At 71.2% G+C, this 21,896-nt stretch carries 15 protein-coding genes; 5 read left to right on the plus strand and 10 right to left on the minus strand.

Annotated elements, in window-relative coordinates; genetic code table 11:
• The first annotated feature begins 24 nt into the window (after positions 1 to 24).
• From ACWEFB_RS06515 to ACWEFB_RS06530, 4 genes are all read left to right on the plus strand, one after another.
• Entirely contained in the window at positions 25 to 693 is a 669-nt protein-coding gene (locus ACWEFB_RS06515) for a hypothetical protein (RefSeq protein WP_452282865.1), read from the plus strand.
• A gap of 90 nt (positions 694 to 783) precedes the next feature.
• On the plus strand, positions 784 to 4,056 hold the full coding sequence (locus ACWEFB_RS06520) for a hypothetical protein (protein WP_452282867.1): 3,273 nt from the start codon (positions 784 to 786) through the stop codon (positions 4,054 to 4,056).
• Positions 4,057 to 4,174: 118 nt separating this feature from the next.
• Positions 4,175 to 4,765 (plus strand): DUF6346 domain-containing protein, encoded by a 591-nt coding sequence (locus tag ACWEFB_RS06525; RefSeq protein WP_452282869.1) that lies wholly within the window; start codon positions 4,175 to 4,177, stop codon positions 4,763 to 4,765.
• Between the two features lie 75 nt (positions 4,766 to 4,840).
• Positions 4,841 to 5,278, plus strand: coding sequence for a hypothetical protein (locus tag ACWEFB_RS06530; protein ID WP_452282871.1), 438 nt, complete (start codon positions 4,841 to 4,843; stop codon positions 5,276 to 5,278).
• Between the two features lie 12 nt (positions 5,279 to 5,290).
• Here the strand turns inward: ACWEFB_RS06530 and ACWEFB_RS06535 are convergent, their stop codons facing one another.
• From ACWEFB_RS06535 to ACWEFB_RS06575, 9 genes are all read right to left on the minus strand, one after another.
• On the minus strand, positions 5,291 to 6,034 hold the full coding sequence (locus tag ACWEFB_RS06535; protein WP_452282873.1) for an acetoacetate decarboxylase: 744 nt from the start codon (positions 6,032 to 6,034) through the stop codon (positions 5,291 to 5,293).
• A gap of 2 nt (positions 6,035 to 6,036) precedes the next feature.
• Positions 6,037 to 7,332, minus strand: a complete 1,296-nt coding sequence (locus ACWEFB_RS06540; protein ID WP_452282875.1) for a cytochrome P450 — start codon at positions 7,330 to 7,332, stop codon at positions 6,037 to 6,039.
• Between the two features lie 11 nt (positions 7,333 to 7,343).
• Positions 7,344 to 8,918, minus strand: a complete 1,575-nt coding sequence (locus ACWEFB_RS06545; RefSeq protein ID WP_452282877.1) for a long-chain-fatty-acid--CoA ligase — start codon at positions 8,916 to 8,918, stop codon at positions 7,344 to 7,346.
• Positions 8,919 to 8,937: 19 nt separating this feature from the next.
• Positions 8,938 to 10,392 (minus strand): beta-ketoacyl [acyl carrier protein] synthase domain-containing protein, encoded by a 1,455-nt coding sequence (locus tag ACWEFB_RS06550; protein WP_452282879.1) that lies wholly within the window; start codon positions 10,390 to 10,392, stop codon positions 8,938 to 8,940.
• Positions 10,389 to 15,800, minus strand: a complete 5,412-nt coding sequence (locus tag ACWEFB_RS06555) for a type I polyketide synthase (RefSeq protein ID WP_452282881.1) — start codon at positions 15,798 to 15,800, stop codon at positions 10,389 to 10,391. Before ACWEFB_RS06555 ends, ACWEFB_RS06550 begins: the two co-directional genes overlap by 4 nt.
• A gap of 9 nt (positions 15,801 to 15,809) precedes the next feature.
• Positions 15,810 to 16,301, minus strand: a complete 492-nt coding sequence (locus ACWEFB_RS06560; RefSeq protein ID WP_452282883.1) for an acyl carrier protein — start codon at positions 16,299 to 16,301, stop codon at positions 15,810 to 15,812.
• A complete protein-coding gene (locus ACWEFB_RS06565; protein ID WP_452282885.1) occupies positions 16,298 to 16,876 on the minus strand; it encodes an FcoT family thioesterase in 579 nt (192 codons plus the stop codon). Before ACWEFB_RS06565 ends, ACWEFB_RS06560 begins: the two co-directional genes overlap by 4 nt.
• Complete coding sequence (scoE, locus tag ACWEFB_RS06570) at positions 16,873 to 17,760, minus strand: (3R)-3-[(carboxymethyl)amino]fatty acid oxygenase/decarboxylase (RefSeq protein WP_452282887.1); 888 nt, start codon at positions 17,758 to 17,760, stop codon at positions 16,873 to 16,875. Before scoE ends, ACWEFB_RS06565 begins: the two co-directional genes overlap by 4 nt.
• Before the next feature lie 117 nt (positions 17,761 to 17,877).
• Positions 17,878 to 19,215, minus strand: coding sequence for an FAD-dependent oxidoreductase (locus tag ACWEFB_RS06575; RefSeq protein ID WP_452282889.1), 1,338 nt, complete (start codon positions 19,213 to 19,215; stop codon positions 17,878 to 17,880).
• Positions 19,216 to 19,384: 169 nt separating this feature from the next.
• Here ACWEFB_RS06575 and ACWEFB_RS06580 point away from each other — a divergent pair, with 169 nt between their 5' ends.
• On the plus strand, positions 19,385 to 19,846 hold the full coding sequence (locus ACWEFB_RS06580) for a heme-degrading domain-containing protein (protein ID WP_452282891.1): 462 nt from the start codon (positions 19,385 to 19,387) through the stop codon (positions 19,844 to 19,846).
• 36 nt (positions 19,847 to 19,882) lie between these two features.
• Here the strand turns inward: ACWEFB_RS06580 and ACWEFB_RS06585 are convergent, their stop codons facing one another.
• The gene (locus tag ACWEFB_RS06585) at positions 19,883 to 21,745 is read right to left on the minus strand and encodes a caspase family protein (protein WP_452282892.1); all 1,863 of its coding nucleotides are present in this window, start codon (positions 21,743 to 21,745) and stop codon (positions 19,883 to 19,885) included.
• Between the last annotated feature and the right edge of the window lie 151 nt (positions 21,746 to 21,896).

The raw sequence follows: 21,896 nt of genomic DNA on the forward strand, positions 1-21,896 counted from the left end.
ACACAACTCGAAGGAGACTCCAACATGGCCCGTGCTTCATTTCCGGCTGCCGTCGCGGTCGCCGCATCGGCGGTCGTGCTGCTGACCGCCTGCGGCGGAGCCGGCGCGGACGGGGTGGAAAAGGCGGATCCGTCGGCCAGTGCGACGCCCGGGGGCACTGTGTCGCCGAGCGTCACCGCGACCCCGGCTACGGCGACCGACTCGGCCCAACGGCCGGTGATCACGCTTCCCGCCGGGACGGAGAACGTCTTCGAGGGGCAGCACACCGGTGATCCGAAGAAGGACGCCGTGTTGGCCGACAACGCGGAGTGGGTCAGCTCGATGGACGAGGCGATTCTCAAGGGATCACAGACTCCGGCCATCGGCTTCTACAGCACGGACAGGGCCCTGGAAGGCTCCGTCACCTTCGTCCAGGGATACCTGGACAAGGGTCACACCTGGGTCGGCGTCACCCGTTTCTTCGACCGCAGGGTCAGCTTCAACAAGGACGGATCCGCCGGACTCATCTACTGCTCCGACGAAACCAAGTCGTACATCAAGGACCGAAAGACGGGGAAGGTCGACTATTCGAACCCCGACGATCCGGGGGACGACTACGTGCTCTACAACACGAGGTTGGTGCAGAACGCGCAAGGCGTCTGGCAGACCACCAGCGTGATCTCGGATCGAGGAGCCGAGCAGTGCCAGCCGTAGACGCCGCCGAGGGCACCCTTCGCCCGTCGACCGTCCGAGGTCGCCGAGCGGGTCGATAATGGATCTCGTCCGGACGCGTACGGGGGCACAATGATCGCCGTGCTTGCCGCCACCCGTACCCTGCTGAAATCGCTCGATCCGCTGCCGTACGACAGGCGGATGAACCGCCTCGCGGAATGGGCGCGTACCGCCCCCGACCGCGCCCGGGTCTGCGCCGACCTGCGCGAGCAAGGGTCCTACGAACGGCATCTCGCCCTGGTCGCCGCGATGGTGACCCGGGACGGCGACGGCATCGCCGCTGCGGTGCGTGACCCTGATCCGTCGCTCAGGAGCGCGGCGCTCATCGCGGCGGTGCGGGCCGGGATCCCGGTCGGCAGTCACGTGGACCGGCCGGCGGTGGAGCGGCGCCGCGTCTATCGGGCCCTGCGCCGCAGGCGGGCGCCGGCCGTCGCCGACGCGCTGATCGGCGAGATCCGCGCCCAGGTCGGCGACGAGGAGGCCGCCGCGCTGCTGCCGGCCTGCGGCGCCGATACGGTACGGGCGCTCCTGCCCGACCTGGAGCACGCACTCAACCTCGAGCGGCTGGTCCGGTGGCACCCGGACCCGCTGCTGGACCGGGTGCGCGAGCGGCTGGCTGCGGCCACGCCCGAGTTGCGCGGAAGGGTCTGGGCGACTGCCGCCGGTGCGGTGCTGCGGTGTGATCCCGCGCAGGTGCTCGACCTCCTCGAACGGTACGCACCCGAGGAGTCGATGCCCGGCCCGCTCACCGCGTACGGAATGCTCGCCGCACATGACGCGGGTCGCGTCGTACGCCTGCTCACCACGCCGGGCCGCGCGGCCTGGCTGCGGCGGACCGTGCTGCCACCGGCCCTGCTGCGTCGCCTCGCGACACTGCCGACCGAGGAGTTGGCGCCGCTCGCCGGCCGGCTCCGTGAGAACAGCCGGGCACTGGCCGCGCTCCTGGACACCGTCGCGCCGAGCCGCCGTGCCGAGCTGTACGACCTGGCCGTGGCCGACGCCGACACGGCCGCGCTGATACCGGCTGCCGAGATCATGGAGGTACTGCCGGTCGCGATCCGGATCCGCGAGGCGACCCGGGTCCTGGCCCTGGCGAAGACCCGGGAGTGGGAGGCCGAGGTGCGCACCTGGAGTGCGTACCTCGCCTGGCCGGAGGCGTCCGAGGCGCTGAACGTCGCGCTCCGCTCGGGTGAGGCCGACGAGCGGGCGCACGGCTACGTGCTGCTCGCGGAGGCCGCCCGCCGCTCCCGCGACCCGCAGGCGGTGGCCGAGGTGATCCGCCGGCTCGGCCGGCTGCGCAACGAACAGGATCCGGTTCGCGCCGCCGCGCTCACCGCGTTGGCGAAGGTGGCACCGCTGCTCACCTCGGACACGGCGGCCGGGCTCACCGCGCTGACCACCGACGCGGTCGACGCCCGTGACGCCTCCGTCGCCACCACGACAGCGCTGAGCACGCTCGCCGCCGACGTCCTGCAGCACCACGTCGCCGTACCGGAGCTGCGCGAGTGGTCGCTGCTCACGATCGACCTGGTGAGCACCGGCGCGAGTGCCCCGGTCCTGCGCCGGTTCGACACGGTCCTGCGCCGTGGGCAGGAGGCGATGGTCTTCGAGCGGCTGCGTGGCTGGGTCGAGGCCGGCATCGCCCGCGGCCGGTACGGTCCCCTCTTCGCGCTCACCCACGCGCTCGGGAAACGGGCCTGGCAGCTGCCGCAGTTGCAGGAACTGCTACGTCGGGCGATCGGCCCGCGCACCCTGCCCTCGGTGGCCCGGACGGCGATCGAGCTGTGGCTCGACGATCCCCGTACGCGCTCCGAGCGGGTCGCCGAGGTGGTCAGGACCGAGGCGACGGCGGTGACGATCCACCAGGTGTGGGGGACGATCTGCACCTCCCGTACCGACCTGCTCGACCGGGCGCTGGACCGTCTCCCGCGCGGCCGGTTCGTGGAACAGGGAAAGCGATGGGTGCCCGCCTGGGCGCATCACGTCGAGCGCTGGCTGCCCCGTCAGCAGGCCCGGTTCGTGGACCTGCAGGGGCTGATCATCGCCGACGCCGGGCAGGGGGTTTGGCAGCGCGTGGCGGCGATCCGGGCTGCCGGCCATGTCCCCGGGGCAGGCCGCGAACTGGTGCTGCGCCACGTCGACGCCCCGGAGGTGGCGATCGCTGAGGCGGCGCTGGGCGCGCTGGTCTGGACCGACCGTCCGGACGAGGCACTGCCGGTGCTGCTCCGGTACGCCGACGGTGACCGGGCGCGGGTCGCGCTGTACGCGGCAGGAAGGGCTGCCCGGCACGTCCCGCCGTCCCGGCTGGCCGATCTGCTCGGCGGGGTGGTGACCGGTCCCGCGAAGGTCACGAGCCGGAAGGAGGCGGCCCGGCTGCTGGCACGCTACGGGCCATCGCAGGCGATGGCGACGCTGCTCGACGCGTACACGCATCCGGACGCGCACCGCGACGTGCGCGCGGCGATCGTCTCCGCCGCGCGGCAGCGGCTGCAGACCGAGGCGAGCTGGACCATCGTGCGGACGGCGGTCGACGGCAGCCGGGAGGAGCGGCGCGCGGTGCTGGGCGTGTACCCGTCCACGATCCCGGAACGGCATCGCCCGCGCTACGGCGCGCTCATCGTGGCGGCCTGCCGCGCCGACGACCGGGAGGTCCGACGTACGGCCTTCGGTCAGCTCGGGGAATGGTCGCCGTGGCTCACCGGGATCACCGACCTGGTCGTGGACCGGCTCACCGACCTCGGCGAAACGATGGTGCACCTCCAGGTCGCCAACCTGCTGAGGGCCGGCGGCGACCCGGTACTCGGCGCCGCGCTGGCCCGGCTCGTGGACCGCGACGCCAACGACGATCATCCTGGCGACCCGGCCACGGACCGCCCGGCCCGACGCCGCATCGAACTCCTCGCACGCGGCGCGGTGGTCCGGTCCGGGAACCGGCCGGCCAACGCCGACCGTGCCGCGCTGGTCGAATCGGCGCGGTGGCTCGCCGGCCAGCCCGCCTTCGCCGGTACGGCCACGGGCCTGCTGGTCGACCTGGGCCGGCTGGACAACCTGGACGAGATCGCCGGACTGTGTACGGGTCGGCCCGTTCTCGCGACCCGCACCGCCGAACACGTCGGCGCCCGGCTACGGGGCCTGCGTGAGTGGCCCGACCCGGCGACCCTTGCCGAGACCGTCACGCGACTGGCGGAACGTGGCGACCTCGCCGGCGGGCTGTTCGCGGTGGCACTGGTCCGGCACGGGGCCGGCTTCGGTTGGAAGGCGCCGTGGCGGGATCTGCTGATCGGGCTGCGCCGGCACCCCGACGCCGACGTACGCGAGGAGGCGTACGCCCTCGACATGAGCTGACCCTCCGTGATCAGGAGGCAGCCCGAGTAAGCCCGGTCACCGCGGCATTCACTGGTTGCTCCGAGCGCTGGACCGGCCGGTAACGTGTCAGGCCAGCGCTGAGGCAGTGGAAGAGAATGTGGGTTCGGTGGAGCGCCGTGCACGGTTCGTGATGGCCGGGTTGCTGACTTCTGTGCTGTGGATCGTAGTGGCCGCTACGTTCGCCACGCTGACAAGTTTTTACCCCGGAACGGGTGTGGCTCGCGGTAACAGTGCCGAGAAGTCGACGGTTGTCGACGTCAGGGAGTGTGAGCGGCTCGGGCCGCTCAGCACCTACGGCTACGGATACTGGTACGAATGTCGGATCAGTGTGACGGTTGCTGGCCGCCGAACCGTTGATGGGACCGTCGGCCGATCCATTGTGCGCCCCTCGGATATCGGCAAGAAGGTCGAACTCCGGGAAGTCTGTTCGGGTTCCGGTGGGTCCGACTGCAGGTACGGTCGGCCGACGAATCGGCTGTGGACCTTTCTTGTTCTGGCGCTCGGGGTAGTCAACCGTGGCGTGTCGATCGCCTTCCTCGCGTTGATTCTGTACTACCTGTTGAACGCCGTACTGGGACGGCGACGCTACCTCTCGGTGGTGGGCAAGATGCGAAGTCGGTCGCGGAGAAAGAAGATGGAACCGGTTGACCGCTGGTTTGACGAGAGGGAGCGCCGACGTGGCCAGTGAAATCGACGTCCTCTTCGCGATGGGGATCGGGTCGGGAGATTGAGGTTGCCACTCATTCAGTACTGGGTGCCTGTCGTGTTGAGTCGCGCCTACAACCGCATCACGGGGCGCAGCGAGGGTGACATCACGGCAAGTACCGCGAAGGTCGCGAACCGGGAGGAGGTGGACGTCGGTGAACTCGGGGACGTACAGGGCCTGGTCATGATGACGTGGGTGGCACTGCCGTTCGTGTGTCTGGCGCTCCTGCTTCTGTCCGGGTTCGTACTGCCGGAGCTTCCCGGAGGCGACGGAGTCCTGCTCTCGGTGGTACTGACGATTCTGCTGCTGGCATTCGATGTGTCGGTCTGGAACCTCGTTCTGCTCAAGGCCCGCTTCCGCGCCATCGACCGACAGTTGGCCAAGGGCGGGGACGGTCCCGGTCGGGCGGCCCCGAAGCAACGGGACTTCTGGATCGCGGTGGTCGTCGGCGTACTGATGACGGCTTTTTTCCAGATTGGCGGGGCCCACTCGTAGGCCGACGCCGGGCTATCCGTCCGGTGCCAGGTAGTCGTGCACCGGCCGTACCGGGCCGAGGCTCAGGTCGGTGACGATGTGGGTGGCCGAGACGATCTCGCGTACGGGCAGGTCCGCCAACGGGGCGAGGACGTGCTCGAACAGTTGCAACCGGGCCGGGCCGGTCCACGCCTCGATGACCGTGACGTCCTCGATCTGGGTACGGGTCAGCTCGCACACCCGCTTGGTGGCGTCGTAGCCGACCACGTACTTCACCGCGTAGGTGGGCACGGTGACGCTGGCTCGGGCCTCGTCGGGATCCAACGCGTGGTGCTTGTACCCCATGGTGGCGGTCGCCACCCGCAACGAGCCGTAGTCGAGGGTGCCGACCAGGGCCGCCTGGTCCACGTAGAGCCGGGGTGTGCCGAGGACCTTGGGATAGGCGTTGATCTCCCGGCCGATGGCGATCGCCGGGAAGTTGTCGACGTACATGGCGGTCAGGTACTCGCCCCGCTCACCGTCGAAGCTGACCGCCACCGCCTGGCCCGCCTCGACGTACGGCCCGTACGCCGTCACGTCGCCCATGTTCATCAGCTCGAACCGGACGATCGGGTCCTCGACCACCAGCGGTTCCGGAGTGACCGCGCGGGCCGCTTCGAAGTCCGTGCGGTAGTAGATGTTGAGGTACTCGCGGTTGGTGAACCGGGGGATCGCGGGGGCGTAGGCGGGCGCGGTGAGCGGGGTGGTGTAACGCTGTCGGACCTCGTCGGCGCGCATCGTCACCCGTTCCGGCTCGGGCCCGGCACGGACCGGGTCCGGCCGACCCGCAGCGGCAGTGTGGTCGGGCTCCGGTGACCCCGGGTCGCGCTCATCCGGGGCCGCCCCGCCAGTTGCAGGTCGGGAAAGCGGGTGAAGACCTCACCGACCATGATCTCCGCCTGCAACCGGGCCAGGCCCGCCCCGATGCAGTGGTGCGCGCCGCCGGAGAAGGTGACGTGCTCGCGGCTGTTCTGCCGGGTCACGTCGTACCGGTGCGGGTCGGTGAAGACACCGGGGTCGCGGTTGGCTCCCGCGATGAAGTGGATCAGGATCGAGCCGGCCGGGATGTCGTGCCCACGTACGGTCGCGTCCTCGGCGGCCAGCCGTACGATCAGCCGACCGGAGGGGTCGTACCGCAGTGACTCCTCGACCACGTTCGGCGCGATGTCGGGGTCGGCCAGCAGCAGTTCCTTCTGCTCCGGATGTTCGAGCAGCAGGCGTACGCAGTTGTTCAGCAGGCAGGCCGCGGTCGGCTGTCCCGCGATGAAGACCAGGCCGAGCAGGGCGACGGCCTCCTCGTCGTCTGCGTCCCGGACCACGGCGCTGACCAGGTCGTCGCCCGGCGCCCGTCGACGTTGTGCGACGAGCGTGGCGAAGAACGCCGTCATCTCGACCAGCGCGGTGTGCACCGCACGGCGTTCGGTCATCGTGTGCGGACCGTCGACCGCGTTGACGAGCACACCCGCCCACCAGATCAGCCGGTCCCGGTCGTCGGTGGAGAGGTCCATCATGTCCCGGAGGATCTCGAACGGGACGTACTTCGACACCTGGCTGACCAGGTCGAACTCGCCTCGGTCCGCGACGCCGTCGAGCAGCCGCCCGATGATCGCGCGGATTCGGGGCGCCCTCGCGTTCAGCGCCCGGGGGGTGAACCAGGGGGAGACGAGGTGGCGCAGTCGGGTGTGGTCCGGCGGGTCGAGGGAGAGCAGGGACCGCTCGATCGGATGCACCAGTCGGGTCTGGTCGTCGCGTCCCACGGTCCAGTCGGGCCGGCCGGGTGCCGGCGGCAGCGCCCCGAACCGCGCGTCCGTGGTCACCGATCGGCAGAGCGGCTGGGAGACGGTGCAGAGCACCCCGAGCCGGCTGCGGTACACCTCGCCCTGCTCGCGGATCCGCTCGTAGATCGGGAAGGGATCGCCGGGCTGCCGTACCCGCAGCAGGTTCGCCGCGTGGTCGCCGCGCATCGCGAGGTACTCGGTCCGCCGCTGGTACCGGCCGAAGTTGAGCGCGGCCCGGGTCGCGTACGTGATCGCCATGATGCTTCCCCTCAGTTGACCTTGCGATGCCGGCCAGCCCACAGCCGGTCCCGCAGGGCTCGCCGGAGGATCTTGCCGCTGGGCGTCCTGGGTACGGTGTCGACGAACTCGACACTGGTCGGGATCTTGAACTGGGCCAGTCGCTCGCGGAGGAACGCGGTCAGCTCGGGAGCGGTGAGACCCTGTCCCGCTCGCAGCACGACGAACGCGCAGATCCGTTCGCCCCAGGTCGGGTCGGGAGCGCCGACCACGGCTGCCTCGACGACCGCGGGATGACCGCTGATCGCGTTCTCCACCTCGGCCGGGTAGACGTTCTCGCCGCCCACGATGATCGTGTCGTTGATCCGGTCGCGGATGAAGAGGTAACCCTCGTCGTCCAGGTAACCGGCGTCACCGGTGTGTATCCACCCGTCGACCAGCGTCGCGGCGGTCTTCTCCGGCTGGTTCCAGTACTCCACCATCCGCGCCGGGGTACGGAGCAGGACCTGCCCGATCGCCCCGGTCGGCAGGTCCGCGCCGTCGCCGTCGACCACCCGCAGCCCGACACCCGGGTACGGACGCCCGGCGGCGGCCAGCCGGGTACCGTCCAGGCGGTGTTCTGCCGGGGGCAGGCAGACCGCCGTGTTCCCGGTCTCGGTGAGCCCGTAGATCTGCACCATCTCGCAGTTGAACATGTCCAGGCAGCGCCGCAGCAGGGCCTCGCTGATCGGTGAGCCGCCGTAGACCACCTTGCGTACGGAGCCGAAGTCGGCCGGGGTGACCCCGGGCTCGTCCACCGCCAGCCGGAGCATCGCCGGCACCAGACAGGTCGTGGTGATGCCCAGCTCGCGGATCAGTTCGACCGCGCGTTCGCTGTCGAACACGGGCAGCACCACGTTGGTGATCCCGGCGTTCAGCCCCTGGGTCAGCCACCAGATCCCGCCGATGTGGAACCCGGGCAGGGCAACCAGGCTACGGTCGTCCACCCGCCAGTCGATCCAGTCCAGCCCGTGCTCGGCGAGCAGCCCGGTGATCGCGAAGAACGTACGTTGGGCGAGGACCACGCCCTTCGGCGCGCCGGTCGTACCGCTGGTGTAGACCTGTAGCACCGGGGTGTCCCGGTCCGCCGCGACCGGGCCGGGGTCCGGGGCCGGGTGGTCGGTGTCCCGCCACCGCGCGTACTCGGTCTCGACCAGTGGCACCGTCGCGCGCAACCGGGGCAGTCCCGCCGCGATCCCGGCCACCACCCCGGTCAGCCTCGGCTCGACGAAGACCAGCTCGCTGCCGGAGTCGCGCAGCACGTGGTCGACCTCCGGTCCGGTCAGGCGCCAGTCGATCGGCACCAGCACCGCGCCGAGCCGGGCACACCCGAGCAGCAGTTCGTAGTACAGCTCGGAGTCCCGGCCGAAGTGCGCCACCCGGGAGCCGGGGCCGATCCCCGCAGCGGCCAGCGCGGTTGCGGTGCGTCCGCCCCGCCGGTGCAGCTCGCCGTAGCTGAGCACGGTCGTGCCGGCGACCACCGCCGGGTGGTCGGGCCGGTCCGCGGCGTGCCGCCCGACGCTGTCCTGCAACGTCTGTCCCGTACGGGACGTGAGGGTAGTGGTCACGCGATACCTTTCCGGACGGTCAGTGCCAGGTGTACGAGTCCAGCCAGTGCCGCTGACCCGGGGCGGACGGTGGAGCGGGGCGGTCGGGTCGTGTTCGCGCCGAGGCTTCGAGGAGCACGTGTGCGCTGGTGCCGGTGAACCCGTACGCGTTGACCCCGGCGAGCCTGCGCCCCGCCCCCGGCCAGGACGTGCTGGTGGTCGGCACGCTGACCGCCAGCCGTGACCACGGGATCCGCGGCGACGGGTCGACGAAGTCCGGCTGGCCGGGCACGGTGTCGTGGTGCAGGGCGAGGATGGCCCGCAGCAGCCCGGTGCCGCCGGCAGCCGTTTCCAGGTAGCCGATGTTGGCCTTCCCGGACCCGACCAGCAGGGGCGGGGCGTCCGATCGTTGCCGGCCGTAGGCGGTGGCCAGCGCGTCCAGCTCGACGGCGTCGGCGATCGGGTCGGAACTCCCGTGCGCCTCGACGTAACCGACCTCGGCCGGCGCCACCCCGGCCCCGCCGAGGCAGTCCCGGATCGCGCAATGCTGACCGGTCGCGGACGAGCCGACCAGCATCGCCCGCCCGCCATGCTGACCCAGCGCGCTGCCCCGGACCAGCGCGTACGGCGCCAGATTCCCGGCGTGCGCGTCCCGCTCCCGGACCAGGACCAGGACCACGCCGCCCTCGCCCCGGACATAGCCGTCGGCGCGGGAGGTGAAGGGACGGCAGTGACCGGTGGCCGACAGCATCCCCGCCCGGGCCGAGACCGCGGTGGTGAACGGGGAGAGCACCAGGTGGGCGGCGCCGACGACCGCCACGTCGCACTCGTCGCGCCGCAGCGAGACCCCGGCCAGGTGCAGGGCGGCCAGCGCGGACGAGCAGGCGGTGTCGACGGTGAGCGCCGGACCGTTCACTCCGAGGGCGAGCGCGATCCGTCCGGCCGCCGCGCTCGGGGCGACACCGGAACTCATCCAGCCGGAGAGTTCGCCGTCGGGTACGCCGTTGCGGACCCCGGCCACGCCGTACTCGGACGGGCTGACCGCGATGAACACCCCGACCCGGCGGGTACGCAGGTCACCGAGCCCGGCGTCGGCGACGGCGCGCCCGGTCTCGGTCAGCAGCAGCCGGTGCTGCGGGTCCAGGTAGCGCGCCTCCTGCTCGGGCACGCCGGAGCCGGCGGCGTCGAACAGGTCGATGCTGTCCAGGTAGGCGCCGCTGCGCAGCAGGTCGGCGTGGGGCGCGACATCGGCGGCGGTCAGGTTCCACCGGGGCCGGCCGAGGCTGTCCACCGGCACCCCGACCGACTCCGTGGCCACCGCCCGACCCTCGCGCACCACCGCCCAGAACCCGTCCGGGTCGGTGATCCCGCCGGGCAGCCGGCAACTCGCCCCGACCACCGCGAGGCCCTCGGTCTCGGCCTGCCGCTGCCGCGCCAGGAGCAGGATCAACTGGCTCCTGGTGAGCGCCTCCAGCGACTCGATGTACGCCTTCACGCGCCCAGTTCCTTCAGCGCGGCAAGCTGCGCGTCGGCGTCGTCGAGGTTCGTATCGGATGGGACACCGGCCGTGGCGTCGATGGTCGGGTCGTCGGCGACGGTCCCGGCGAGGAACACGGCGAGCAGGTCGGCCGCCGGGTGGTCCAGGGTCACCGACACCGGCAGCGGGATGCGCAGCGCCGACTCCAGTTTGTTCTTCACCTCGACCGCGGCCAGCGAGTCCAGGCCCAGGTTGGTGAAGCGGGTGTCGAGCGGGATCTCGTCGCTGGTGTCGTAGTGCAGGACCTCGGCGACCGTGTCCCGGACCAACTCGACCAGGAGCGCGGTACGTTCGGCGGCGGGCAGGACCCGCAGCGCCTCGGTGTCGACCGTGCGTACGGTGTGCGCCGCCCGCCGGGCGACCAGTTCGTAGAGCGCGTTGGGCAGCGGCCTGGTGGCGGCGAACGTCGTCCAGTCCGACTCGCCGACGATCACCTGCGCCGGCGTCGGCCCGGTCAGCAGGGTGGCGAGCGCACGGTGGCCGTCGGCGGGCTGGATGAAGCCGATGCCCTGCTGGGTGAAGGAGGCGCGCCGCTGCTCGCTCAGCCCGGCGGCCATGCCGATGTCCGTCCACGGTCCCCAGTCGACGGCGACGCCGGGCAGTCCCTGCGCGACCCGCGAGTGCATGAGCGCGTCCAGGAAGGCGTTCCCGGCGGCGTAGTTCGCCTGTCCGGCCTGCCCGAAGACGCTCGAACTGGACGAGTACCCGACGAAGAAACGCAGCCCCGGCAGTTTCGCGGTGGCCTGGTGCAGCAGCCAGCTTCCGTACACCTTGGCCTGGAAGACCGTCTCGAAGTCCTCCCAGCGCAGGGCGGTGACCGGCCGGTCGGCGAGCACACCGGCGGCGTGCACCAGGCCGCCGAGCGGGGGGCCGTCCTCGGGCAGCGCCTTGAACAGGGTCTCGACGTCGTCGGGCCGGGCGATGTCGGCGGCGTAGGCCCGGACCGACACCTGTGGCCCCAGGTCCGTGCGGATCCCGGCCAACACGGCCGGGTCCGGCACGCGCCGGCCGACCAGGGCCAGGTGCCGGGCGCCCAGCTCGACCAGGGTACGGGCGGCAGCCAGGCCCAGGCCGCCCATCCCGCCGGTGACCAGGTACGTGTGGTCCGGGTCCACGACCGGCGCATCGACCTGCCGTGCATCGGGCTCGTGCGCCTCGATCCGGCGGGTGTACCGCCGCCCGTCCCGGTACGCGACCTGCAACTCCTCCGGCTCGCCGGCCCGGCTCTCGGCGAGCAGCACCTCCGGAGCGGGTGCCGTTCCGGGTGGCAGGTCGAGCAGGGTGACCCGGTAGTTCGGGTACTCGTTGGCGAGGACCGCGCCGAACCCCCACACCGTGGCCGAGGTCAGGCGCCGCTCGTCACCGGGGTCGTCACCGGGTAGCCACTGCCCGCCGCTGGTGACCAGCCACAACCGTTGGTCCGGTCCGAACCCGTGCTGTTCGAGCAGGCGGACGAGGTCCAGCAGCCGGGTGTACTGGCGCCGGCACTGCTGCGCCAACCCGGCCGGGGTGTCGGCGTCGTCCGGCCGCCAGCACCAGAACACGTCACTCGGGCGCTGGGCGAGCAGGTCGGGCAACCCGGTGAGATCGTCGGCGAAGCTGATCCGCGTACCGGTGTCTCCGGTTCCGGTGTGGCCCGCCGGCGTGGTCCGGGCGTGCACCAGGACGGCGTGCGGCGGCTCGACACCGGTCGCCGGCAGGGGCCGCTCGACCCAGGACGCCCGGTGGAACAGCCGGCGTCGGGCGGTGCTCGTCTGGTTGATCCGTCGGAACTCCAGGTCGTGCAGTACGCAGACGACCCGGTCGCCCTCGCTGAGCACGACGGTGGCGACGGCGTCGATCCCCGAGGCGGGATCGGTCGGCACCAGCCGGACGACGCTGCGCAACCGTCGGCCCCGGGGCCGGCTGAACAACTGGAAGGAGCCCAGTCGCACCGGCAGGCCGGGACCCCGCCCGGCGCTGTCCGCGCGCAGCGTCCAGTCCAGCAGGGTCGTCTGCAACGCAGAGTCGAGGATCGGCGGTGGCAGGTGTTCCGCCGGAACCCCACCGGGTCCGGCCAGGTCCGCGACGGCGATCTCCTCGCCGTACGGGGTGAGCGACCGCACCCGCCGGAACTCGGGACCGTAGTGCAGCCCGCTGGCGGCCAGGTTGGCGTAAAGGGTGTCGACCCGGGCCAGCGCCTCCGGTTCCGCCCCGGTCACCGACCCGCTCTCGGTGCGCAGCCGGGTGCCGTGACCGAGCAGTTCGGTATCGACGGCGCCGGACGCGGTGGCGGTGGCGGTGATGTGCCGCCGTTCCGGGCCGGACTGGTCGGCCGAGCTGAGCACCTCGATCTCGTCGCCCCCGTCGGCACCCGGCCGGATCCGGGTGATCAGGGTGCAGGCGCCCTCGCCGAGCAGCAGCGGCTCGTGCACGCGCAGGTCGCGTACGGGTCGGGTGACCTCGCCGTGCACCGCGTCCAACCCGGCGACGACCACCTCGATGAACCCGGCGACGGGGAAGACGACCTGGTCACCGACGACGTGGTCGGTGAGGTAGCGGGGCGAGTTCGGCCCGACGGTAGCGGCGAACTCCCGCTCGCCCCGGGACAATTGCTCGGCCGTGGATCGCTCCGTACCGAGCAGTGGGTGGGCGGCGGCCCCCGACTCGATCGAACGGGCGGGCGGCATCCAGTACCGTCGCCGGTCGAACCGGTAGCCGGGCAGGGTGAGGTGCGGCCGGGGCCGACCGTCGTGGAAGCCGGGCCAGGAGACCGGCAACCCGGCGGTGTAGAGCGCGGCCACCGTCTCGCGGCTGGCGCGGGCCTGTCCGTCGTCGCGCTCCAGGGAGCCGAGCCACAGGTGCTCCGCCGCCGGTACACAGGTCCGGGCGGTGTTCACCAGGGTCCGGGCGGGTCCGATCTCCAGCATGGCGTGCGCACCACGGGCCGCGATCGCCCGTACGCCGTCGGCGAAGAGCACGGGTTCGCGGATCAGGCGTACCCAGTAGGCAGGGTCCCGTACGGCCTCCGGGGTGGCCACCTCCCCGGTGAGGTTGGAGATGAGGGTGATCTCCGGTTCGGCGAACCGCATCCCGTCCAGGGCGGTACGGAACTCGTCGAGCACCTCGTCCATCAGTGGCGAGTGGAACGCGTGCGAGACCGGCAGCCGCTTGACCCGCAGCCCACGGTCGGCGAGCTGCGCGCCGAACCCGTCGAGGGCATCCAGCGCACCGGAGACGACACACTGGTCGGGACCGTTCCGGGCGGCCAGCGACAGGTCGACCCGCCCGGCGAGCAGGGCGCCGAGTTCCTCGGCCTGCGCGCGGACCGCCACCATCCCGCCCGGCGTACGGACCGACTGCATGAGCCGGGCCCGGGTGGCGACCAGCCGTACCGCGTCCGGGAGGGCGAAGATCCCGGCGACCGCGCCGGCGGCCACCTCGCCGATGCTGTGGCCGAGCACCACGTCCGGTCGGATGCCCCAGGAGGCCCACATCGCGGCCAGGGCGTACTCCAGGGTGAACAGCGCAGGCTGGGTGTACCGGGTCTGGTCGAGCAGGTCTGCGGCGTCCGGATCGATGCCGAACATCAGCGCGGCGACGCTGCGCCCGTCCAGGTAGGGCGCGAAGAGCCCGTCGCACTCGTCGACCGTCGCGGCGAAACTCCGGTGCCGCCGGTACAGTTCCCGGCCCATGCCGGGGTACTGGCTGCCCTGGCCGCTGAACAGGAACGCCACCTGGCGCAGGTGCCGGGGCTCGGCGGCCGGCCGGGCGAGCAGGTTCGTCACGTCGGCGCGGGTGGACACCGCCCCGGCCAGCCGTACCGGCAGGTGGGTGCGGCTGACGTTGGCGGCGTGGCACAACCGCGCCGGGTCGAGGTCCGGACGCTGGTCGAGGAGGTGCTGGTACCGCTCGACCTGGAGGCCGAGCGCCCGGCGGGTCTTGGCCGACAGCGTGAACACGTGCACGTCCGGGTCGACGGGATCGCCGGTGCCGGGCGGTTCGTCCCCGGTCCGGACGTCGGCGAACTCGGGTGCCTGCTCCAGCACGGTGGACCCGATCGTGCCGGCGAAGCCGAAGGAGTTGACCATGGCCCGTCGTACGCCGGCCGCCGGCCATCGTTCCGCCCGGGTGGGCACCGCCACCGGGATCTCGTCCCAGGCGATCCGGGTCGACGGGGTACGCAGGTTCAGGTGCGGGTAGACGCGACCCTCGCCGAGTTGGAGGACCGTCTTGATCACACCGCTGACCCCGGCCGCCGGTTCACTGTGGCCGATGTTGGTCTTGACCGAGGCCACCAGCAGCGGCGCCTGCCGGGTGTGCGAGTCGGCGAAGACGGAGGCGATGGCGGCCACCTCGATCGGGTCACCGACCGCCGTACCGGTGCCGTGCGCCTCGACGTACTGGATGTCGCCGGGGGTCAGCGCGGAGTTGGCCAGCGCGGCACGCATCACCCGTTGCTGGGCGCCCCCGTTCGGTACGGTCAGCCCACCGCTCTCCCCGTCCTGCCGGATCGCGCAGCCCCGGACCAGCGCCAGCACCCGGTCCCCGTCCCGGCGGGCGTCGGAGAGCCGCTTGAGCGCCAGCATTCCGCTGCCCTCGCTGCGTGCGTACCCGTCCGCGCTGTCGTCGAAGGTCTTGCACCGGCCGTCCGGCGCCAGCATGTTGGCCTGCGTGGTCACGATGTGCGCCTGGGGGTGGATGGCCAGGTTGACCCCGCCGGCCAGCGCGATGTCGCACTGCCGTTGACGCAGGTCCCGTACGGCCATGTCGAGGGCGACCAGCGACGAGGAGCAGGCGGTGTCGACGCTGGCGCACGGACCCTGCCAGCCGAGGAAGTACGAGAGCCGACCGGCCGCGGCGCTGTGTGACGTACCGGCACCGAGGTAGCCGTCGATCGCCTCGTCGGGCAGGGCACCGGCGGCCACCATGTAGTCGGCCGAGCTGATGCCCACGTACACCCCGCCGTTGGCGCCCCGCAGCGCGTCCGCGTCCAGCCCGGCGTCCTCGATCGCCGCCCACGCGGTCTCCAGCACCAACCGTTGCTGCGGGTCGACGTAGCCGGCCTCCTTGGGGGAGATCCCGAAGAATGCCGGGTCGAACTGGTCCACCCCGTCCAGGAAGCCACCACCGGCAGTACGGATCTTGCCCCGTGCGGTCGGTTCGGTGGTGGCGTAGGCGTCCACGTCCCAGCGGTCGGGTGGGATCGGACCGATCCCGTCGGAACCGGCCCGGAGGAAGTCCGCGAAGGACTCCCGGGTGTCGTTCCCGCCCGGCATCCGGAGCCCGATCCCGACGATGGCGATCGGCTCGTACTTCTCCAGCAACAACCTGGTGAGCAGGTCGTCGCCGCTCGGCGGCTGCTCCGGGGAGGACGGGGCCGGCATGGGACTCCTTCAGCGGTAGAGCTGCTTCAACACGGCGTCCAGCATCGGCGGCGGGACGTCGGTCGAGGCCCGGTCACCGGCGGTGTCACCCGTGCCGGCATCGGCGGTGGCACCGGCGACGGTGGCGAGATGGTCGAGCAGGCGGTCGAACGTGGTGTGCTCGAACAGCGTTTCGAGGTCCAGCCGGCGACCGAGCCCCCGGACCAGCCGTTGGCGCAGTTCGGTGACGCGCAGCGAGGTCATGCCGAGATCGAAGAAGGCGACCTGGCGCGGTACCTCCGCGTCCCCGGGCAGGAGCAGGACCTCCCGGAGTTCGGCGAGCAGCAGTTCCTCGACCGCACGCCGCCGCTGCGCCCGTGGCATCCCGGCGACGTCGACCGGCGCCGGGGCCGTCGTCCCGGCCGGCGGTGGGTCGGTCCGCTCCGGTGTCGCGTCCGTGGGCGTCCGTGCGGTGCCCCCGGTCAGCGGCGGTGGTGACCCGGGGGGTTCCGCCGTGGTCATGCGTCGACCGCACCCGTGGGTGGGTCGGTCAGCACCAGCCTGACCTCACCGTCGCAACGCCCGCCCCGGTCGTCCCAGAACCGGCACTCCGTGTCGATGATCAGCAACGGGGTCCGGCCCTCGCGCCCGGCCCGTAGCTGGGCGTTGGTGAACGCGAGTTCGCCGGTGAACCGGGTCGGATCGATCGCACGCCGGAACCTGCTGCGCAGTTCGGTGATCAGCACGTTGGGTAGTTGCCGCTGCCAGTAGTCGGCCATGGTCCAGGTGTCGAACACCGGCAGCAGGTGTTCCCGTACGGACATGGCCAGGAGGTAGTAGGCGACCTGGTTGTAGCAGATGTTGAACTCGACCGAGTTGAAGTGCCCGGTGCTGTCGATGTACCAGGACTCCGCGACGCCGAACTCGCACAGGGCCGTCACCCGGTCGCCGTCGGTGCGTACCCGGGCCGACCTGAGGTACTGCGCGTGCGGGCGGTAGGGGCGCAGCACCCGTTCCCGGACCGCCGGGTCGTCGGGGAAACCCACCGTCGCGGTGCCGTTGGCAGCGCTGGTGGTCGTCCCGGCCTCCGCGGTCACCGGGCCAGGTCCGAGTAGAACGGGTACGCGTCGTGCACGGTGACCCGGTGCGAGACGGCGGGTTCCGGTGCCGTGGTGTGCAGTGCCCGGTGCACCAGGCTGCGGTTGTCCCAGATGAGCAGGTCACCCTCGGAGAAGGTCTGGGTGTGGATGTTCGGGTGGGTGAACGTGGTGTCGAGCTGACCGCTGGCCGCAAGCAGCCGATCGAGCAGCCCGTCCTCGACCCGGCGACCGTCCTCGTCGAGCAGTTCACAGGCGAGGCCCTGGCTGAGGTAGAGCACCTCCTCGCCGGTCACCGGGTGGATGAAGACGGTGGGATGGGTGGCCGGCGGGGTCTTCCGCTCGATCTCGTCCTGCAACTCGGAGATCGGACGGTAGACGTCGCTCGGCCGGATCTTGAAGTAGCGCCGTGGGCTGTGCACCACCCGGGTACGGCGGGCCGCCTCCTTGAGGTCGTCGGGCAGTTCCTGGAACGCCCGACCCATGTCGATGAAGTACGTTCCCCGGTTCTTCTTCGGCACCAGTTGCGGATAGATCATCGTGATGCCGAAGGGCGTGGGCATGAACGAGTAGTCCGCGTGCCAGAACTGTCCCGTCTTCGGCACGCCGACCTGCGGACCCTCCGGTGGTTTGGTGGCGGAGACGAAAATCTCGGGGTACTCCGGGTGGTGGTACATCGGCTCGTAATAGGTCTCGACGGTGCCCAGCGCCCGGCCGAATTCGATGAACTCGGCCGACGTCAGGTGCTGGTCCTTCAGCACCAGAATCTTGTCCCGGTAAATGGCCCGGCCCAGCTCGGCGAAGTCCGCCTCGGTCGCCTGGTCCAGTACGAACCCCGTGATGGAGGAACCCATCCGGCGATTTGCCTGCGAAACAATCGTCATGGGAGCACACTTCTTTCCGCGCTTGTGGGCGAGGTCTCCGATTCTTTTGCGGGGGAGCCGAGTCCCCGTCACATCGTCACAACCGAGGGTGGCGGAAGCATCTTCGACGTTGCGGCGTCAACCGCTGGAACGCGATTTTCGTCCGCCCAGGAACACCCGCAGCAAAATGCCGGGTGCCAGGATCGCCCCCGGTGGATCCAGCAGTCCGGCGACCCGGGAGAACGTGGCCGCCACCCGCTTGTCGTGCACCGCGACCCGGTGCAGCCGGGCGACGTACCGGTTGATCAGCCGGGTGGCCAGCGGGCGGTGACCCTCGATCTCCGGCAGGGCCAGGTCGCCGCCGGCATTGAGCTGCCAGACCGGGTCGATCACTTTGGCGACGGACCGGAAGAACCGGCGGGCCAGGTCGTCGTCACCGTGTTGCAGACACTCCCGCAACGCCGTCGCTTCGAGTGCCGCCACGGTCATGCCCTGCCCGTACACCGGGTTGAAGCTGCAGATGGCGTCGCCGAAGACGAGCAGTCCCGGCGGGAACCGGCGAAGTCGCTCGTAGCGGCGACGGATGCTGGTCGGGAACCGGAAGGTGGCGAACTCGGTGACCGGCTCGGCGGCACGCAGCGCCGCGTACACGTCCGGCTGTGACACCGACTCGGCGAAGGCGAAGTACGCCTCCTCGTCCAGGTGCGGTGGCACGTCGCCGGCCATTCCGACCAGGGTGAACAGCCATCGGCCACCCTCCTGTTCGGCCAGACCGAAGCCGCGCGGGCGGCCGGGCAGCGGCCCGACGAGCAGTTGCCTGTCCGGGGCGAGGGCACCGGGCGGCATCCGCAGGAAACGGCTGACGTAGGCCATGTCAATCTTGATCCGGTCCTGGGTGGGCGGCTCGTACCCGAGGTCGGCCAGCCAGGTCGCGGCCCGACCCGCCCGGCCCATCGCGTCGACGACGAGGTCCGCCCGGACGGTCTCCTCGACGCCGTCCGTGGCCCGGTTCCGGATCCGCGCCCCGACGACCCGCCCGTCGACGGCCTGCACACCCACCACGTCGTGGTTGTCGACGATCTTGACGTTGGTCAGGGCCGCGACCCGGGTGCGTACCGTGGTTTCCAGCAGTGGCCGGGTCATCTGGATCGCGGCGGCGCCGGTGTCCGCCCTGGCCAGTTCGTGTCCGGACAGCACCAGGCGGACCTCGCGCAGCAGGTGTGCCCGGGGTGCGCCGGCGGCGGCGAGTTCCTCGACCAGACCGGGGAACATGTCCTCGAAGGTCCTGGCCCCCCGTTCGAGCAGCGTGTGCATGTGCCGGCCCTGCGGGATGCCCTGACGGTCGCGGGCGTCGGCCGGCAGCTCGTCCCGCTCCACCACGGTCACGTGCTCGTAGAAGTCGGCGAGCGTACGCGCGGCCAGCAGGCCGCCGATACTCGCGCCGAGAACCACCGCGTGCCCACCCACCGTGCCCATCCGCGTGTCCCCTCGATCGGTGTGTCACGAGTCGGCCCGTTGACAATGACACTGATCGATGCTGGATCCTTCTCTGAAAATGCCCTTTCTCGCCAGACGGGGGCCGCGTGGCGGCAGCGTCGAGCCAAGGCGGGTGAGGCGGGGCAGTCGAGGAAGGGAGCGGTACGCCGTGACGCCGGAGCTTCAGGAGCAGGAAGAACGTCTCCAGTTCGACCGCTTTGACCATGACGACGCCTGGGACCTGGGAACTCGCCTGGTCGGGCTGGCCAGGGAGCGGGGCCACTCCATCACCGTCGACATCCGTCTGGGTGACCAGCAGCTCTTCCACTACGCGCTGCCCGGCACCTGCGCCGACAACGACGACTGGATCGAACGCAAGATTCGGGTCGTACGACGGTTCGGGCACAGCTCGTACCTCGTCGGTCAGACCTACCGTGACCGTGGCACCACCTTCGAGGAGCAGTCCCACCTCGAACCGGCCCGGTACGCCGCGCACGGCGGGTGCTTCCCGATCATCCTCAGGGGCACCGGCCCGGTCGGCACGGTCACCGTCTCGGGCCTGCCCCAACTCGACGACCACCGCCTCGTCGTCGAGGCCCTCGGACTCTTCCTGGACGCCAAGCGGGGGTGAGTCGGCTGGGCCCCTGCCGGGAACTGGTCGCCTCTCTCATCGCTCGTGCTGACGAGCGGCCGGATCGACGGTGAGCTCGAGCGAGCGTACGCAGAACAGCGTCGGCCGGGTGAGGTCCCGGTCGGCGCCGCCGGAGAAGTGGGCGAGCAGATTGGTCAGCGCCGTCGCCGTCCGATTGGTTGCCCATACGCCCTCCTGGTGCAGTGGGCTCACGTTCTGCGGCTCGGCGGTGATCAGCATGAGGACCGTCTCGGGACGCGGCGAGCCGCGGTCGAGGTTCTTCGGCCAGTCCACCTTCCACCCGATGGGCTGATCCTCCCACTCGTCGCCGCCGGAGACGTACTCCTCGCCGCCGGGTAGCCGGATTCCGCCCGGATCCAGGTCGTTGAGTACGGAGACGGCGTACGCCATACCGATCTCGATCAGGGACACGTACAACTGCCGTCGGGCGTTGTTGCGGATTCGGAAGTAGACCCGCTCGCCGACGTGGACGGTGGCTCCCGCCGGTGGCAAGGGGTACAGCATGCCGGCGCGCACGTGTCCCCACTCCAGGGTGACGGGCGGGTTGAAGGTGCTGCGCGACTCCTCCCGGATGCCGCGCAGCACGGTGGCTCGGGCGATCCGGTTGAGGTCCGCCCGGACCCGGGCGACGGTCCTGGGTCCGGGCTGGCGCGGCTCGTGCAGCGGCCCGATCCCGTCGTGCACGACCAGCGCACCGTCCGGCGACTCCACCACCCGGACCGGTACGTCCTCGCCCGGCCCGGCGACCCGGACGAACGCGCTGTTCTCGACTGCGGGCACCAGGGCAGAGGGGACCCGGACCGGAACGCGGGGCGCGACCGCCGTGACCCGGTAGGCACGGGCGTCCGCCGGCAGGGTGGTGCCGGGCACGTCGAACACCAGCCGTCCGGTCGCCGCCGTCAGCCCGACGTCGTCGACGCGTACGAAGGCGATGCGCCCTTCGGTCGCTGGCCCGGCGGCCGACCCCGGCATGATCGCGAACTCGTCGCCGGTCTGCACCCCCAGCAGCGCCGCCCCGGCGATGCTCGCCCGCCCGTCGCCGGTGTCGGTGACGAACAGCCAGCCGGCCGAGTCGTCGTTCTCGGTCTCGAACAACACCCGCTCGAACGGTCCCTCGACGTCCGGCCGCTGGTGCGGTACGTGGAGTTGGACGAGGTGCCGTACCCGGATGATGAGCCGGGACCAGCTCACCCTGAGCCCGTCCGCTTCGTCCAGGGCCTGGATCAGCGAGCGGGTGAGCAGCCCGTACCGGCCGGGGCCGTCGGATCGGGGCAGTTCGTGCGCGAACTGGTCGGTGGCGCAGGCGACCAGGCGTACGGCGTTCTTGTTGCCCGTCGGGTCGACCAGGTGGACGGGCAGCCCGGCCCGGATCCGGCGTTCGTGGTGCGCGTCGAGATCGGCCCGGACAACTCCCGGCATCTGCCGGACGTGTGCCGCACCGAGATTGCGTGACATCAGCCCCGAGTGACAGCAGTCGAGGATGACCGTGGCGTTGCTCGTCCGCTCGGTGAGGCGGGCGAGCAGGACGGACAGTTCCAGGGCAGTGATGCCACGGAAGTCGTCGGCGGTCGGGGCGCGGAAGTCGGTCGGCACGATGAACTGCCGATCGTTGCGGGCGACCTTCGTCGACTCGCCCTCCAGCGGCCACGCGTACCCGCCGTGTCCGGAGTAGTAGACCAGGGCCGCGTCCGCGGGACCGGTGTCCGCGATCAACCTCTCGTACGCGGCGACGATGCCGTCGCGGGTGGCGTCCGGACCCACACAGCGCTCGACGGTCATGCCCCGCCTGCTCAGCGCCTCGTCCATCGCCGCGATGTCGTGCTCGACCCCCGCGAGCCCGAACGTCTGGGCCCCGATCAACAGTGCTCGGCGCGTCATGGCCTTCCCTCCTGCGGTGGTGTCCCACCGTGTTCTGACGGACGGGACGCTGACGGACGGGCCGCCGTCCGTCAGGAACCGGTGGGAAGGTGTGTGTTGCGGCTCCGCCCTCACCCGATCGGATTGTCGCGGTCCGCGTCCGTCGGCTCAC

The organism is Micromonospora sp. NPDC004704, assembly GCF_053601675.1.

Bases quoted from the DNA above. Each gene is read 5' to 3' on its own strand.
- ACWEFB_RS06515 (WP_452282865.1), top strand. From the start codon at position 25: ATGGCCCGTGCTTCATTTCCGGCTGCCGTCGCGGTCGCCGCATCGGCG.
- ACWEFB_RS06520 (WP_452282867.1), top strand. From the start codon at position 784: ATGATCGCCGTGCTTGCCGCCACCCGTACCCTGCTGAAATCGCTCGAT.
- ACWEFB_RS06535 (WP_452282873.1), bottom strand. From the start codon at position 6,034: ATGCGCGCCGACGAGGTCCGACAGCGTTACACCACCCCGCTCACCGCG.
- ACWEFB_RS06540 (WP_452282875.1), bottom strand. From the start codon at position 7,332: ATGGCGATCACGTACGCGACCCGGGCCGCGCTCAACTTCGGCCGGTAC.
- ACWEFB_RS06555 (WP_452282881.1), bottom strand. From the start codon at position 15,800: ATGCCGGCCCCGTCCTCCCCGGAGCAGCCGCCGAGCGGCGACGACCTG.
- ACWEFB_RS06560 (WP_452282883.1), bottom strand. From the start codon at position 16,301: ATGACCACGGCGGAACCCCCCGGGTCACCACCGCCGCTGACCGGGGGC.
- scoE (WP_452282887.1), bottom strand. From the start codon at position 17,760: ATGACGATTGTTTCGCAGGCAAATCGCCGGATGGGTTCCTCCATCACG.
- ACWEFB_RS06575 (WP_452282889.1), bottom strand. From the start codon at position 19,215: ATGGGCACGGTGGGTGGGCACGCGGTGGTTCTCGGCGCGAGTATCGGC.
- ACWEFB_RS06585 (WP_452282892.1), bottom strand. From the start codon at position 21,745: ATGACGCGCCGAGCACTGTTGATCGGGGCCCAGACGTTCGGGCTCGCG.